The sequence below is a fragment of the Escherichia sp. E10V10 genome (assembly GCF_004211985.1).
Classification (GTDB): Bacteria; Pseudomonadota; Gammaproteobacteria; order Enterobacterales; family Enterobacteriaceae; genus Escherichia.
This window is the reverse complement of record NZ_RHJO01000030.1, coordinates 15,232-31,121: the sequence shown is the minus strand read 5'-3', so window position 1 is coordinate 31,121 and position 15,890 is coordinate 15,232. Positions and strand designations below refer to the sequence as shown.

The window sequence follows — 15,890 nt, the reverse complement described above, 5'->3', positions numbered from 1 at the left end:
CGAAGGCCGTGCTGGTGAGAATGTAGGTGTTCTGCTGCGTGGTATCAAACGTGAAGAAATCGAACGTGGTCAGGTACTGGCTAAGCCGGGCACCATCAAGCCGCACACCAAGTTCGAATCTGAAGTGTACATTCTGTCCAAAGATGAAGGCGGTCGTCATACTCCGTTCTTCAAAGGCTACCGTCCGCAGTTCTACTTCCGTACTACTGACGTGACTGGTACCATCGAACTGCCGGAAGGCGTAGAGATGGTAATGCCGGGCGACAACATCAAAATGGTTGTTACCCTGATCCACCCGATCGCGATGGACGACGGTCTGCGTTTCGCAATCCGTGAAGGCGGCCGTACCGTTGGCGCGGGCGTTGTAGCAAAAGTTCTGAGCTAATTGCCGATAACATTTGACGCAATGCGCACTAAAAGGGCATCATTTGATGCCCTTTTTGCACGCTTTCGTACCAGAACCTGGCTCATCAGTGATTTTCTTTGTCATAATCATTGCTGAGACAGGCTCTGTTGAGGGCGTATAATCCGAAAAGCTAATACGCGTTTCGATTTGGTTTGCCTCGCGATCGCGGGGTGAAAATGTTTGTAGAATACTTCTGACAGGTTGGTTTATGAGTGCGAATACCGAAGCTCAAGGAAGCGGGCGCGGCCTGGAAGCGATGAAGTGGGTCGTTGTGGTGGCATTGCTCCTGGTGGCAATTGTCGGCAACTACCTTTATCGCGACATTATGCTGCCGCTGCGTGCGCTGGCCGTAGTAATTCTGATTGCTGCAGCGGGTGGTGTCGCGCTGTTAACGACAAAAGGTAAAGCAACCGTTGCTTTTGCCCGTGAAGCGCGTACCGAAGTCCGTAAGGTCATTTGGCCGACTCGCCAGGAAACATTGCACACCACGCTGATTGTGGCTGCGGTTACCGCAGTAATGTCACTGATCCTGTGGGGACTGGATGGTATTCTGGTTCGCCTGGTATCCTTTATCACTGGCCTGAGGTTCTGAGATGTCTGAAGCTCCTAAAAAGCGCTGGTACGTCGTTCAGGCGTTTTCCGGTTTTGAAGGCCGCGTAGCAACGTCGCTGCGTGAGCATATCAAATTACACAACATGGAAGATTTGTTTGGTGAAGTCATGGTACCAACCGAAGAAGTGGTTGAAATCCGTGGCGGTCAGCGTCGCAAAAGCGAACGCAAATTCTTCCCAGGTTACGTCCTCGTTCAGATGGTGATGAACGACGCGAGCTGGCACCTGGTGCGCAGCGTACCGCGTGTGATGGGCTTCATCGGCGGTACTTCCGATCGTCCTGCGCCAATTAGCGATAAAGAAGTCGATGCGATTATGAACCGCCTGCAGCAGGTTGGTGATAAGCCGCGTCCGAAAACGCTGTTTGAACCGGGTGAAATGGTCCGTGTTAATGATGGTCCGTTCGCTGACTTCAACGGTGTTGTTGAAGAAGTGGATTACGAGAAATCTCGTCTGAAAGTGTCTGTTTCTATCTTCGGTCGTGCGACCCCGGTAGAACTTGACTTCAGCCAGGTTGAAAAAGCCTAACCCAGCGATCAAAAAAGCGACGATTTAATCGTTGCACAAGGCGCGAGATTGGAATACAATTTCGCGCCTTTTGTTTTTACGGGCCTTGCCCGTAAAACGATTTTTTATATCACGGGGAGCCTCTCAGAGGCGTTATTACCCAACTTGAGGAATTTATAATGGCTAAGAAAGTACAAGCCTATGTCAAGCTGCAGGTTGCAGCTGGTATGGCTAACCCGAGTCCGCCAGTAGGTCCGGCTCTGGGTCAGCAGGGCGTAAACATCATGGAATTCTGCAAAGCGTTCAACGCAAAAACTGATTCCATCGAAAAAGGTCTGCCGATTCCGGTAGTAATCACCGTTTACGCTGACCGTTCTTTCACTTTCGTTACCAAGACTCCGCCGGCAGCAGTTCTGCTGAAAAAAGCGGCTGGTATCAAGTCTGGTTCCGGTAAGCCGAACAAAGACAAAGTGGGTAAAATTTCCCGCGCTCAGTTGCAGGAAATCGCGCAGACCAAAGCTGCCGACATGACTGGTGCCGACATTGAAGCGATGACTCGCTCCATCGAAGGTACTGCACGTTCCATGGGCCTGGTAGTGGAGGACTAAGAAATGGCTAAACTGACCAAGCGCATGCGTGTTATCCGCGAGAAAGTTGATGCAACCAAACAGTACGACATCAACGAAGCTATCGCTCTGCTGAAAGAGCTGGCGACTGCTAAATTCGTAGAAAGCGTGGACGTTGCTGTTAACCTCGGCATCGACGCTCGTAAATCTGACCAGAACGTACGTGGTGCAACTGTACTGCCGCACGGTACTGGCCGTTCCGTTCGCGTAGCCGTATTTACCCAGGGTGCAAACGCTGAAGCTGCTAAAGCTGCAGGTGCTGAACTGGTAGGTATGGAAGATCTGGCTGACCAGATCAAGAAAGGCGAAATGAACTTTGACGTTGTTATTGCTTCTCCGGATGCAATGCGCGTTGTAGGCCAGCTGGGCCAGGTTCTGGGTCCGCGCGGCCTGATGCCAAACCCGAAAGTGGGTACTGTAACGCCGAACGTTGCTGAAGCGGTTAAAAACGCTAAAGCTGGCCAGGTTCGTTACCGTAACGACAAAAACGGCATCATCCACACCACCATCGGTAAAGTGGACTTTGACGCTGACAAACTGAAAGAAAACCTGGAAGCTCTGCTGGTTGCGCTGAAAAAAGCAAAACCGACTCAGGCGAAAGGCGTGTACATCAAGAAAGTTAGCATCTCCACCACCATGGGTGCAGGTGTTGCAGTTGACCAGGCTGGCCTGAGCGCTTCTGTAAACTAATGCCTTTACGTGGGCGGTGATTTTGTCTACAATCTTACCCCCACGTATAATGCTTAATGCAGACGTATATCCGAGAGCTTCGGATTGTGGCAAGGCGGCAACTGAGTGAGTCGCCAGGAGCATAGCTAACTATGTGACTGGTGCGAACGAAGAAAGCCAACGCCGCCACAAGCTGAATAGCGACGGATAGAAAAGATTTGTTCGTTGGAGCCTGGCCTATCCAGGCCTCCGTCGAAGACCGCAGGAGTTTCGCAAGAAACTTAATCCCCTGCGTAGACGGTGACAGAACGCTAAGATTATTCTTTTATATTCTGGCTTGTTTCTGCTCACCGTAATTAAGACGCTCTCTCCATTTGGAGGAGTGAAGTGAGTTCCAGAGATTTTCTCTGGCAAACATCCAGGAGCAAAGCTAATGGCTTTAAATCTTCAAGACAAACAAGCGATTGTTGCTGAAGTCAGCGAAGTAGCCAAAGGCGCGCTGTCTGCAGTAGTTGCGGATTCCCGTGGCGTAACTGTAGATAAAATGACTGAACTGCGTAAAGCAGGTCGCGAAGCTGGCGTATACATGCGTGTTGTTCGTAACACCCTGCTGCGCCGTGCTGTTGAAGGTACTCCGTTCGAGTGCCTGAAAGACGCGTTTGTTGGTCCGACCCTGATTGCATACTCTATGGAACACCCGGGCGCTGCTGCTCGTCTGTTCAAAGAGTTCGCGAAAGCGAATGCAAAATTTGAGGTCAAAGCCGCTGCCTTTGAAGGTGAGCTGATCCCGGCGTCTCAGATCGACCGCCTGGCAACTCTGCCGACCTACGAAGAAGCAATTGCACGCCTGATGGCAACCATGAAAGAAGCTTCGGCTGGCAAACTGGTTCGTACTCTGGCTGCTGTACGCGATGCGAAAGAAGCTGCTTAATCGCAGTTATCTTTTTAACGCATTCGCTTACGTATAAACTTATTCTGATATTCAGGAACAATTTAAATGTCTATCACTAAAGATCAAATCATTGAAGCAGTTGCAGCTATGTCTGTAATGGACGTTGTAGAACTGATCTCTGCAATGGAAGAAAAATTCGGTGTTTCCGCTGCTGCTGCTGTAGCTGTAGCTGCTGGCCCGGTTGAAGCTGCTGAAGAAAAAACTGAATTCGACGTAATTCTGAAAGCTGCTGGCGCTAACAAAGTTGCTGTTATCAAAGCAGTACGTGGCGCAACTGGCCTGGGTCTGAAAGAAGCTAAAGACCTGGTAGAATCTGCACCGGCTGCTCTGAAAGAAGGCGTGAGCAAAGACGACGCAGAAGCACTGAAAAAATCCCTGGAAGAAGCTGGCGCTGAAGTTGAAGTTAAATAAGCCAACCCTTCCGGTTGCAGCCTGAGAAATCAGGCTGATGGCTGGTGACTTTTTGGTCACCAGCCTTTTTGCGCTGTAAGGCGCCAGTAGCGTTTCACACTGTTTGACTACTGCTGTGCCTTTCAATGTTTGTTTCTATCGACGACTTAATATACTGCGACAGGACGCCCGTTCTGTGTAAATCGCAATGAAATGGTTTAAGCGTGATAGCAACAGGCATTGCGGAAAGTGTTCCATTTTCCGGTCAACAAAATAGTGTTGCACAAACTGTCCGCTCAATGGACAGATGGGTCGACTTGTCAGCGAGCTGAGGAACCCTATGGTTTACTCCTATACCGAGAAAAAACGTATTCGTAAGGATTTTGGTAAACGTCCACAAGTTCTGGATGTACCTTATCTCCTTTCTATCCAGCTTGACTCGTTTCAGAAATTTATCGAGCAAGATCCTGAAGGGCAGTATGGTCTGGAAGCTGCTTTCCGTTCCGTATTCCCGATTCAGAGCTACAGCGGTAATTCCGAGCTGCAATACGTCAGCTACCGCCTTGGCGAACCGGTGTTTGACGTCCAGGAATGTCAAATCCGTGGCGTGACCTATTCCGCACCGCTGCGCGTTAAACTGCGTCTGGTGATCTATGAGCGCGAAGCGCCGGAAGGCACCGTAAAAGACATTAAAGAACAAGAAGTCTACATGGGCGAAATTCCGCTCATGACAGACAACGGTACCTTTGTTATCAACGGTACTGAGCGTGTTATCGTTTCCCAGTTGCACCGTAGTCCGGGCGTCTTCTTTGACTCCGACAAAGGTAAAACCCACTCTTCGGGTAAAGTGCTGTATAACGCGCGCATCATCCCTTACCGTGGTTCCTGGCTGGACTTCGAATTCGATCCGAAGGACAACCTGTTCGTACGTATCGACCGTCGCCGTAAACTGCCTGCGACCATCATTCTGCGCGCCCTGAACTACACCACAGAGCAGATCCTCGACCTGTTCTTTGAAAAAGTTATCTTTGAAATCCGTGATAACAAGCTGCAGATGGAACTGGTGCCGGAACGCCTGCGTGGTGAAACCGCATCTTTTGACATCGAAGCTAACGGTAAAGTGTACGTAGAAAAAGGCCGCCGTATCACTGCGCGCCACATTCGCCAGCTGGAAAAAGACGACGTCAAACTGATCGAAGTCCCGGTTGAGTACATCGCAGGTAAAGTGGTTGCTAAAGACTATATTGATGAGTCTACCGGCGAGCTGATCTGCGCAGCGAACATGGAGCTGAGCCTGGATCTGCTGGCTAAGCTGAGCCAGTCTGGTCACAAGCGTATCGAAACGCTGTTCACCAACGATCTGGATCACGGCCCATATATCTCTGAAACCTTACGTGTCGACCCAACTAACGACCGTCTGAGCGCACTGGTAGAAATCTACCGCATGATGCGTCCTGGCGAGCCGCCGACTCGTGAAGCTGCTGAAAGCCTGTTTGAGAACCTGTTCTTCTCCGAAGACCGTTATGACCTGTCTGCGGTTGGTCGTATGAAGTTCAACCGTTCTCTGCTGCGCGAAGAAATCGAAGGTTCCGGTATCCTGAGCAAAGACGACATCATTGATGTTATGAAAAAGCTCATCGATATCCGTAACGGTAAAGGCGAAGTCGATGATATCGACCACCTCGGCAACCGTCGTATCCGTTCCGTTGGCGAAATGGCGGAAAACCAGTTCCGCGTTGGTCTGGTACGTGTAGAGCGTGCGGTGAAAGAGCGTCTGTCTCTGGGCGATCTGGATACCCTGATGCCTCAGGATATGATCAACGCCAAGCCGATTTCCGCAGCAGTGAAAGAGTTCTTCGGTTCCAGCCAGCTGTCTCAGTTTATGGACCAGAACAACCCGCTGTCTGAGATTACGCACAAACGTCGTATCTCCGCACTCGGCCCAGGCGGTCTGACCCGTGAACGTGCAGGCTTCGAAGTTCGAGACGTACACCCGACTCACTACGGTCGCGTATGTCCAATCGAAACCCCTGAAGGTCCGAACATCGGTCTGATCAACTCTCTGTCCGTGTACGCACAGACTAACGAATACGGCTTCCTTGAGACTCCGTATCGTAAAGTGACCGACGGTGTTGTAACTGACGAAATTCACTACCTGTCTGCTATCGAAGAAGGCAACTACGTTATCGCCCAGGCGAACTCCAACCTGGATGAAGAAGGCCACTTCGTAGAAGACCTGGTAACTTGCCGTAGCAAAGGCGAATCCAGCTTGTTCAGCCGCGACCAGGTTGACTACATGGACGTATCCACCCAGCAGGTGGTATCCGTCGGTGCGTCCCTGATCCCGTTCCTTGAACACGATGACGCCAACCGTGCATTGATGGGTGCGAACATGCAACGTCAGGCCGTTCCGACTCTGCGCGCTGATAAGCCGCTGGTTGGTACGGGTATGGAACGTGCTGTTGCCGTTGACTCCGGTGTAACTGCGGTAGCTAAACGTGGTGGTGTCGTTCAGTACGTGGATGCTTCCCGTATCGTTATCAAAGTTAACGAAGACGAGATGTATCCGGGTGAAGCAGGTATCGACATCTACAACCTGACCAAATACACCCGTTCTAACCAGAACACCTGTATCAACCAGATGCCGTGTGTGTCTCTGGGTGAACCGGTTGAACGTGGCGACGTGCTGGCAGACGGTCCGTCCACCGACCTCGGTGAATTGGCGCTTGGCCAGAACATGCGCGTAGCGTTCATGCCGTGGAATGGTTACAACTTCGAAGACTCCATCCTCGTATCCGAGCGTGTTGTTCAGGAAGACCGTTTCACCACCATCCACATTCAGGAACTGGCGTGTGTGTCCCGTGACACCAAGCTGGGGCCGGAAGAGATCACCGCTGACATCCCGAACGTGGGTGAAGCTGCGCTCTCCAAACTGGATGAATCCGGTATCGTTTACATTGGTGCGGAAGTGACCGGTGGCGACATTCTGGTTGGTAAGGTAACGCCGAAAGGTGAAACTCAGCTGACCCCAGAAGAAAAACTGCTGCGTGCGATCTTCGGTGAGAAAGCGTCTGACGTTAAAGACTCTTCTCTGCGCGTACCAAACGGTGTATCCGGTACGGTTATCGACGTTCAGGTCTTTACTCGCGATGGCGTAGAAAAAGACAAACGTGCGCTGGAAATCGAAGAAATGCAGCTCAAACAGGCGAAGAAAGACCTGTCTGAAGAACTGCAGATCCTCGAAGCGGGTCTGTTCAGCCGTATCCGTGCTGTGCTGGTAGCCGGTGGCGTTGAAGCTGAGAAGCTCGACAAACTGCCGCGCGATCGCTGGCTGGAGCTGGGCCTGACCGACGAAGAGAAACAAAATCAGCTGGAACAGCTGGCTGAGCAGTATGACGAACTGAAACACGAGTTCGAGAAGAAACTCGAAGCGAAACGCCGCAAAATCACCCAGGGCGACGATCTGGCACCGGGCGTGCTGAAGATTGTTAAGGTATATCTGGCGGTTAAACGCCGTATCCAGCCTGGTGACAAGATGGCAGGTCGTCACGGTAACAAGGGTGTAATTTCTAAAATCAACCCGATCGAAGATATGCCTTACGATGAAAACGGCACGCCGGTAGACATCGTACTGAACCCGCTGGGCGTACCGTCTCGTATGAACATCGGTCAGATCCTCGAAACCCACCTGGGTATGGCTGCGAAAGGTATCGGCGACAAGATCAACGCCATGCTGAAACAGCAGCAAGAAGTCGCGAAACTGCGCGAATTCATCCAGCGTGCGTACGATCTGGGCGCTGACGTTCGTCAGAAAGTTGACCTGAGTACCTTCAGCGATGAAGAAGTTATGCGTCTGGCTGAAAACCTGCGCAAAGGTATGCCAATCGCAACGCCGGTGTTCGACGGTGCGAAAGAAGCAGAAATTAAAGAGCTGCTGAAACTTGGCGACCTGCCGACTTCTGGTCAGATCCGCCTGTACGACGGCCGCACTGGTGAACAGTTCGAACGTCCGGTAACCGTTGGTTACATGTACATGCTGAAACTGAACCACCTGGTCGACGACAAGATGCACGCGCGTTCCACCGGTTCTTACAGCCTGGTTACTCAGCAGCCGCTGGGTGGTAAGGCACAGTTCGGTGGTCAGCGTTTCGGGGAGATGGAAGTGTGGGCGCTGGAAGCATACGGCGCAGCATACACCCTGCAGGAAATGCTCACCGTTAAGTCTGATGACGTGAACGGTCGTACCAAGATGTATAAAAACATCGTGGACGGCAACCATCAGATGGAGCCGGGCATGCCAGAATCCTTCAACGTATTGTTGAAAGAGATTCGTTCGCTGGGTATCAACATCGAACTGGAAGACGAGTAATTCTCGCTCAAACAGGTCACTGCTGTCGGGGTAAAACCCGGCAGCGGATTGTGCTAACTCCGACGGGAGCAAATCCGTGAAAGATTTATTAAAGTTTCTGAAAGCGCAGACTAAAACCGAAGAGTTTGATGCGATCAAAATTGCTCTGGCTTCGCCAGACATGATCCGTTCATGGTCTTTCGGTGAAGTTAAAAAGCCGGAAACCATCAACTACCGTACGTTCAAACCAGAACGTGACGGCCTTTTCTGCGCCCGTATCTTTGGGCCGGTAAAAGATTACGAGTGCCTGTGCGGTAAGTACAAGCGCCTGAAACACCGTGGCGTCATCTGTGAGAAGTGCGGCGTTGAAGTGACCCAGACTAAAGTACGCCGTGAGCGTATGGGCCACATCGAACTGGCTTCTCCGACTGCGCACATCTGGTTCCTGAAATCGCTGCCGTCCCGTATCGGCCTGCTGCTCGATATGCCGCTGCGCGATATCGAACGCGTACTGTACTTTGAATCCTATGTGGTTATCGAAGGCGGTATGACCAACCTGGAGCGTCAGCAGATCCTGACTGAAGAACAGTATCTGGACGCGCTGGAAGAGTTCGGTGACGAATTCGACGCGAAAATGGGTGCGGAAGCAATCCAGGCTCTGCTGAAGAGCATGGATCTGGAGCAAGAGTGCGAACAGCTGCGTGAAGAGCTGAACGAAACCAACTCCGAAACCAAGCGTAAAAAGCTGACCAAGCGTATCAAACTGCTGGAAGCGTTCGTTCAGTCTGGTAACAAACCAGAGTGGATGATCCTGACCGTTCTGCCGGTACTGCCGCCAGATCTGCGTCCGCTGGTTCCGCTGGATGGTGGTCGTTTCGCGACTTCTGACCTGAACGATCTGTATCGTCGCGTCATTAACCGTAACAACCGTCTGAAACGTCTGCTGGATCTGGCTGCGCCGGATATCATCGTACGTAACGAAAAACGTATGCTGCAGGAAGCGGTAGACGCCCTGTTGGATAACGGTCGTCGCGGTCGTGCAATCACCGGTTCTAACAAGCGTCCTCTGAAATCTTTGGCCGACATGATCAAAGGTAAACAGGGTCGTTTCCGTCAGAACCTGCTCGGTAAGCGTGTTGACTACTCCGGTCGTTCTGTAATCACCGTAGGTCCATACCTGCGTCTGCATCAGTGCGGTCTGCCGAAGAAAATGGCGCTGGAGCTGTTCAAACCGTTCATCTACGGCAAGCTGGAACTGCGTGGTCTTGCTACCACCATTAAAGCTGCGAAGAAAATGGTTGAGCGCGAAGAAGCTGTCGTTTGGGATATCCTGGACGAAGTTATCCGCGAACACCCGGTACTGCTGAACCGTGCACCGACTCTGCACCGTCTGGGTATCCAGGCATTTGAACCGGTACTGATCGAAGGTAAAGCTATCCAGCTGCACCCGCTGGTTTGTGCGGCATATAACGCCGACTTCGATGGTGACCAGATGGCTGTTCACGTACCGCTGACGCTGGAAGCCCAGCTGGAAGCGCGTGCGCTGATGATGTCTACCAACAACATCCTGTCCCCGGCGAACGGCGAACCAATCATCGTTCCGTCTCAGGACGTTGTACTGGGTCTGTACTACATGACCCGTGACTGTGTTAACGCCAAAGGCGAAGGCATGGTGCTGACTGGCCCGAAAGAAGCAGAACGTCTGTATCGCTCTGGTCTGGCTTCTCTGCATGCGCGCGTTAAAGTGCGTATCACCGAGTATGAAAAAGATGCAAACGGTGAATTAGTAGCGAAAACCAGCCTGAAAGACACGACTGTTGGCCGTGCCATTCTGTGGATGATTGTACCGAAAGGTCTGCCTTACTCCATCGTCAACCAGGCGCTGGGTAAAAAAGCAATCTCCAAAATGCTGAACACCTGCTACCGCATTCTCGGTCTGAAACCGACCGTTATTTTTGCGGACCAGATCATGTACACCGGCTTTGCATATGCAGCGCGTTCTGGTGCATCTGTTGGTATCGATGACATGGTCATCCCGGAGAAGAAACACGAAATCATCTCCGAGGCAGAAGCAGAAGTTGCTGAAATTCAGGAGCAGTTCCAGTCTGGTCTGGTAACTGCGGGCGAACGCTACAACAAAGTTATCGATATCTGGGCTGCGGCGAACGATCGTGTATCCAAAGCGATGATGGATAACCTGCAAACTGAAACCGTTATTAACCGTGACGGTCAGGAAGAGAAGCAGGTTTCCTTCAACAGCATCTACATGATGGCCGACTCCGGTGCGCGTGGTTCTGCGGCACAGATTCGTCAGCTTGCTGGTATGCGTGGTCTGATGGCGAAGCCGGATGGCTCCATCATCGAAACGCCAATCACCGCGAACTTCCGTGAAGGTCTGAACGTACTCCAGTACTTCATCTCCACCCACGGTGCTCGTAAAGGTCTGGCGGATACCGCACTGAAAACTGCGAACTCCGGTTACCTGACTCGTCGTCTGGTTGACGTGGCGCAGGACCTGGTGGTTACCGAAGACGATTGTGGTACCCATGAAGGTATCATGATGACTCCGGTTATCGAAGGTGGTGACGTTAAAGAGCCGCTGCGCGATCGCGTACTGGGTCGTGTAACTGCTGAAGACGTTCTGAAGCCGGGTACTGCTGATATCCTCGTTCCGCGCAACACGCTGCTGCACGAACAGTGGTGTGACCTGCTGGAAGAGAACTCTGTCGACGCGGTTAAAGTACGTTCTGTTGTATCTTGTGACACCGACTTTGGTGTATGTGCGCACTGCTACGGTCGTGACCTGGCGCGTGGCCACATCATCAACAAGGGTGAAGCAATCGGTGTTATCGCGGCACAGTCCATCGGTGAACCGGGTACACAGCTGACCATGCGTACGTTCCACATCGGTGGTGCGGCATCTCGTGCGGCTGCTGAATCCAGCATCCAGGTGAAAAACAAAGGTAGCATCAAGCTCAGCAACGTGAAGTCGGTTGTGAACTCCAGCGGTAAACTGGTTATCACTTCCCGTAACACCGAACTGAAACTGATCGACGAATTCGGTCGTACCAAAGAAAGCTACAAAGTACCTTACGGTGCAGTACTGGCGAAAGGCGATGGCGAACAGGTTGCTGGCGGCGAAACCGTTGCAAACTGGGACCCGCACACCATGCCGGTTATCACCGAAGTAAGCGGTTTTGTACGCTTTACTGACATGATCGACGGCCAGACCATTACGCGTCAGACCGACGAACTGACAGGTCTGTCTTCGCTGGTGGTTCTGGATTCCGCAGAACGTACCGCAGGTGGTAAAGATCTGCGTCCGGCACTGAAAATCGTTGATGCTCAGGGTAACGACGTTCTGATCCCAGGTACCGATATGCCTGCGCAGTACTTCCTGCCGGGTAAAGCGATTGTTCAGCTGGAAGATGGCGTACAGATCAGCTCTGGTGACACCCTGGCGCGTATTCCGCAGGAATCCGGCGGTACCAAGGACATCACCGGTGGTCTGCCGCGCGTTGCGGACCTGTTCGAAGCACGTCGTCCGAAAGAGCCGGCAATCCTGGCTGAAATCAGCGGTATCGTTTCCTTCGGTAAAGAAACCAAAGGTAAACGTCGTCTGGTTATCACCCCGGTAGACGGTAGCGATCCGTACGAAGAGATGATTCCGAAATGGCGTCAGCTCAACGTGTTCGAAGGTGAACGTGTAGAACGTGGTGACGTAATTTCCGACGGTCCGGAAGCGCCGCACGACATTCTGCGTCTGCGTGGTGTTCATGCTGTTACTCGTTACATCGTTAACGAAGTACAGGACGTATACCGTCTGCAGGGCGTTAAGATTAACGATAAACACATCGAAGTTATCGTTCGTCAGATGCTGCGTAAAGCTACCATCGTTAACGCGGGCAGCTCCGACTTCCTGGAAGGCGAACAGGTTGAATACTCTCGCGTCAAGATCGCAAACCGCGAACTGGAAGCGAACGGCAAAGTGGGTGCAACTTACTCCCGCGATCTGCTGGGTATCACCAAAGCGTCTCTGGCAACCGAGTCCTTCATCTCCGCGGCATCGTTCCAGGAGACCACTCGCGTGCTGACCGAAGCAGCCGTTGCGGGCAAACGCGACGAACTGCGCGGCCTGAAAGAGAACGTTATCGTGGGTCGTCTGATCCCGGCAGGTACCGGTTACGCGTACCACCAGGATCGTATGCGTCGCCGTGCTGCGGGTGAAGCTCCGGCTGCACCGCAGGTGACTGCAGAAGACGCATCTGCCAGCCTGGCAGAACTGCTGAACGCAGGTCTGGGCGGTTCTGATAACGAGTAATCGTTAATCCGCAAATAACGTAAAAACCCGCTTCGGCGGGTTTTTTTTATGGGTGTAGTTCAGGGGAAGAGCATTTGTCAGAATATTTAATGAATTTCTGGATACTCATAATCAATGTAGAGATGGCTAATATCCTGAAACTGACTGAACTAATTAAGTCAAACTCGGCAAGGATTCGATACTATTCCTGTGTAACTTTCTTAAGGAACGAGAATGAAACAGGAAGTGGAGAAGTGGCGACCTTTTGGACATCCGGATGGTGATATTCGTGATTTATCGTTTCTTGATGCTCATCAGGCTGTCTACGTTCAGCATCATGAGGGCAAACAGCCTTTAGAGTATCGCTTTTGGGTTACCTACTCTCTTCACTGCTTCACAAAAGATTATGAACATCAGACGAACGAAGAAAAACAATCGTTAATGTACCACGCGTCTAAAGAATCTCGTCCCTTCTGCCAGCACCGTTATAACTTAGCGCGCACACACTTAAAAAGAACCATTTTGGCGCTGCCAGAAAGCAATGTTATTCATGCCGGGTATGGTAGCTATGCCGTGATTGAGGTGGACTTAGACGGAGGAGACAAGGCATTTTACTTTGTTGCGTTTAGGGCTTTCAGGGAAAAGAAAAAACTTCGTTTGCATATAACGAGCGCTTATCCCATTTCTGAAAAACAGAAAGGTAAGTCAGTGAAATTTTTCACCATTGCCTACAACTTATTGAGAAATAAGCAGCTTCCTCAGCCCTCAAAATAACAAAACCCACCTTAAGGTGGGTTTCGCCAGAGAATTATCTCTGGTATTCAGAACGCCATTACCGGACTTTGCCTTGACCTTGCGATAATCGCAGGTTGCGGGATGTCTGAATTTCTTCAGTCTGCTACATCCTGGAAGATGAGAACATGTGTTCTTATTTTCGTCTGTATGATAGTCGAGTATTTACTCTCTTACAATCAGATCTCTTTCATTGCTCAACAGGCGATGGCTTCAGATGCATTACGGAATTTTTAAGAAAGGCAGGGCGAAACGAGGAAGAAGCTTTTCGCCCTGGACAACATTCCTGCTGACGGCACTACCATAAAAAAACACAACGCTTTCAACAACCTTGCGTTTTTCATCTTCCGTAGCGGCTCGGAATAAATTTACGTTCTTACATTCCGTCTCATAGCCTTTGCGAGGCGCGTCCCAGATAGCTGTCCCAGTCCTTCCATACCGGCTGCAAGCCCCGAGCGGTTAACGCGGCAGCAACCGCTTCCGGCCTGCGATCGTCGTGCGGTGAGAACTGTTCCAGCTCGGGATGATTGTCGGCATAGCCACCTGGCTGCGTTTTCGAGAAGGCGCTGACGTTATTGATTGCCAGCGGAATAACTCGATCGCGAAACCACGATGATTCCCGCGTGGAGAGTGACAGTTCAATCTCCGGTGCAAGCAGCCGGAAGGCGCAGATGGTTTGCACTAACTGGTGTTCATCCATAATCGACGCAGGCTCAATGCCGCCAGTACACGGGCGCAGGCGCGGGAAGGAGACAGAGTAACGGGTTTGCCAGTAATGCTGTTGCAGCCATAGCAAATGTTCGGCAACCATATAGCAGTCAACGCGCCAGCTGTCGGAAAGACCGATCAGAGCGCCGAGGCCTATCTTATCAATTCCCGCACACCCCAGCCGATTCGGCGTTTCCAGCCGCCAGAAGAAGTCCTGTTTTTTGCCTTTCAGATGATGGCGGGCATATGTCGCCTCGTGATACGTCTCCTGATAAACCATCACGCCATCGAGACCAAGCTGTTTTAGTTCGGCATATTCCGCCTCCGCCAGCGGTTGCACTTCCATCTGTAGTGAAGAGAACTGTTCACGCAGGGCAGGGAGATGACGACGAAAGTAATCCATCCCCACTTTCGCCTGATGTTCACCAGTGACTAATAGCAGATGTTCAAAGCCCATCTCCCGTATAGCGGCACTTTCCCTGGCAATATCTGCTTCATCCAGCGTTTTGCGCTTGATGCGATTGCTCATGGAAAATCCGCAGTACGTGCAGTCGTTAGCGCAAAGATTGGAAAGATAAAGCGGGACGTAGAAACTAACTGTGTTGCCAAATCGCTGACGGGTCAGGCGCTGCGCCCGTTGGGCCATTGGTTCCAGATAGCCACTGGCAGCTGGCGATAACAGCGCCATCATATCGTCGCGGGTGAGTTGCGAGGCATTTAGCGCTCGCTCTACGTCAGCAGCCGTTTTGCCGTTGATACGCAGGCGGATGTCGTCCCAGTCCAGTTGTCGCCAGCGATCGCTGAAGGTTTTCATGCCGATGCCTCCAGAAATCCAGTCAGCGGGCTGGTGGCATGAGCAAAATGACTGCGGCTGCCCGGTCCGGACTGACGAGCCAGCAGGCCTGCTTCTACTGCCAGACGAAATGCCTTCGCCATGTTGACGGGATCGTCCGCGACGGCAATCGCTGTATTCACTAACACCGCGTCGGCCCCCATTTCCAGCGCCTGTGCGGCATGGCTGGGAACGCCGATGCCAGCATCAACGACCACCGGAACAGTGGCTTGCTGGATAATAATCTCCAGCATGGCACGGGTTTCCAGTCCCTGATTCGAGCCAATCGGCGCGCCGAGCGGCATCACCGCTGCACAGCCGACTTCTTCCAGACGTTTACACAATACCGGATCGGCCCCGCAGTAAGGCAGCACGACAAATCCCTGTTGTACCAGCGTTTCGGCGGCTTTCAGGGTTTCGATGGGATCGGGCAACAGCCAGCGGGCGTCAGGGTGAATCTCCAATTTTAGCCAGTTTGTGCCTAACGCTTCACGAGCCAGATGGGCGGCGAAAATGGCTTCTTCCGCGGTTTTCGCCCCGGATGTATTCGGCAGCAGGGTCACACCCGCCGCGATAAGCGGTTCGAGGATAGCGTCGTTGTGCTGGCGCAAGTCGACACGTTTCATCGCCAGCGTCACCAGTTGGCTGCCGCAAGCGCGGATCGCCTCCACCATCAGTTGTGAAGAGGCGAATTTCCCTGTGCCGGTAAAAAGATGTGAATCAAACGTTTTGTCCGCAATACGTAACAT

11 protein-coding genes and 1 pseudogene are annotated in these 15,890 nt (G+C 52.0%); 10 read left to right on the top strand and 2 right to left on the bottom strand.

Features of this window, described 5'->3' with window-relative positions; translation table 11 throughout:
• From tuf to D9736_RS21620, 10 genes and pseudogenes are all read left to right on the top strand, one after another.
• Window positions 1–385, top strand: a pseudogene (gene tuf, locus D9736_RS21665) (elongation factor Tu); the annotation flags it as partial.
• 229 nt (window positions 386–614) lie between these two features.
• Window positions 615–998 (top strand): preprotein translocase subunit SecE, encoded by a 384-nt coding sequence (gene secE, locus D9736_RS21660; RefSeq protein WP_001275702.1) that lies wholly within the window; start codon window positions 615–617, stop codon window positions 996–998.
• Between the two features lies 1 nt (window position 999).
• Window positions 1,000–1,545: a transcription termination/antitermination protein NusG gene (nusG, locus tag D9736_RS21655; protein WP_001287516.1), complete on the top strand. Its 546-nt coding sequence runs from the start codon at window positions 1,000–1,002 to the stop codon at window positions 1,543–1,545.
• 158 nt (window positions 1,546–1,703) lie between these two features.
• On the top strand, window positions 1,704–2,132 hold the full coding sequence (gene rplK / locus D9736_RS21650) for a 50S ribosomal protein L11 (RefSeq protein ID WP_001085926.1): 429 nt from the start codon (window positions 1,704–1,706) through the stop codon (window positions 2,130–2,132).
• A gap of 3 nt (window positions 2,133–2,135) precedes the next feature.
• Window positions 2,136–2,840 (top strand): 50S ribosomal protein L1, encoded by a 705-nt coding sequence (gene rplA / locus D9736_RS21645; protein ID WP_001096684.1) that lies wholly within the window; start codon window positions 2,136–2,138, stop codon window positions 2,838–2,840.
• Between the two features lie 412 nt (window positions 2,841–3,252).
• Window positions 3,253–3,750, top strand: a complete 498-nt coding sequence (rplJ, locus tag D9736_RS21640) for a 50S ribosomal protein L10 (protein ID WP_001207201.1) — start codon at window positions 3,253–3,255, stop codon at window positions 3,748–3,750.
• A gap of 66 nt (window positions 3,751–3,816) precedes the next feature.
• Window positions 3,817–4,182 carry a 50S ribosomal protein L7/L12 gene (gene rplL, locus D9736_RS21635; protein WP_000028879.1) on the top strand — a complete coding sequence of 122 codons (366 nt, stop codon included), beginning with the start codon at window positions 3,817–3,819 and terminating at the stop codon, window positions 4,180–4,182.
• Window positions 4,183–4,501: 319 nt separating this feature from the next.
• Window positions 4,502–8,530 carry a DNA-directed RNA polymerase subunit beta gene (gene rpoB / locus D9736_RS21630; RefSeq protein ID WP_000263098.1) on the top strand — a complete coding sequence of 1,343 codons (4,029 nt, stop codon included), beginning with the start codon at window positions 4,502–4,504 and terminating at the stop codon, window positions 8,528–8,530.
• 76 nt (window positions 8,531–8,606) lie between these two features.
• Window positions 8,607–12,830 (top strand): DNA-directed RNA polymerase subunit beta', encoded by a 4,224-nt coding sequence (gene rpoC, locus D9736_RS21625; protein ID WP_000653944.1) that lies wholly within the window; start codon window positions 8,607–8,609, stop codon window positions 12,828–12,830.
• A gap of 213 nt (window positions 12,831–13,043) precedes the next feature.
• Window positions 13,044–13,583, top strand: a complete 540-nt coding sequence (locus D9736_RS21620) for a stationary phase growth adaptation protein (RefSeq protein ID WP_130259141.1) — start codon at window positions 13,044–13,046, stop codon at window positions 13,581–13,583.
• A 406-nt stretch (window positions 13,584–13,989) separates the two neighbouring features.
• Here the strand turns inward: D9736_RS21620 and thiH are convergent, their stop codons facing one another.
• Together thiH and thiG are read right to left on the bottom strand one after the other, a co-directional pair.
• A complete protein-coding gene (gene thiH, locus D9736_RS21615) occupies window positions 13,990–15,123 on the bottom strand; it encodes a 2-iminoacetate synthase ThiH (RefSeq protein WP_130259140.1) in 1,134 nt (377 codons plus the stop codon).
• Window positions 15,120–15,890, bottom strand: a complete 771-nt coding sequence (thiG, locus tag D9736_RS21610; RefSeq protein WP_052920584.1) for a thiazole synthase — start codon at window positions 15,888–15,890, stop codon at window positions 15,120–15,122. The genes thiH and thiG overlap by 4 nt, the downstream gene beginning before the upstream one ends.

Excerpts from the sequence above, each read along its gene's own strand:
- thiG (WP_052920584.1), bottom strand. The coding sequence starts at position 15,890 with ATGTTACGTATTGCGGACAAAACGTTTGATTCACATCTTTTTACCGGC.
- rplK (WP_001085926.1), top strand. The coding sequence starts at position 1,704 with ATGGCTAAGAAAGTACAAGCCTATGTCAAGCTGCAGGTTGCAGCTGGT.
- thiH (WP_130259140.1), bottom strand. The coding sequence starts at position 15,123 with ATGAAAACCTTCAGCGATCGCTGGCGACAACTGGACTGGGACGACATC.
- rplL (WP_000028879.1), top strand. The coding sequence starts at position 3,817 with ATGTCTATCACTAAAGATCAAATCATTGAAGCAGTTGCAGCTATGTCT.
- nusG (WP_001287516.1), top strand. The coding sequence starts at position 1,000 with ATGTCTGAAGCTCCTAAAAAGCGCTGGTACGTCGTTCAGGCGTTTTCC.
- rplA (WP_001096684.1), top strand. The coding sequence starts at position 2,136 with ATGGCTAAACTGACCAAGCGCATGCGTGTTATCCGCGAGAAAGTTGAT.
- D9736_RS21620 (WP_130259141.1), top strand. The coding sequence starts at position 13,044 with ATGAAACAGGAAGTGGAGAAGTGGCGACCTTTTGGACATCCGGATGGT.
- secE (WP_001275702.1), top strand. The coding sequence starts at position 615 with ATGAGTGCGAATACCGAAGCTCAAGGAAGCGGGCGCGGCCTGGAAGCG.
- rpoB (WP_000263098.1), top strand. The coding sequence starts at position 4,502 with ATGGTTTACTCCTATACCGAGAAAAAACGTATTCGTAAGGATTTTGGT.
- rplJ (WP_001207201.1), top strand. The coding sequence starts at position 3,253 with ATGGCTTTAAATCTTCAAGACAAACAAGCGATTGTTGCTGAAGTCAGC.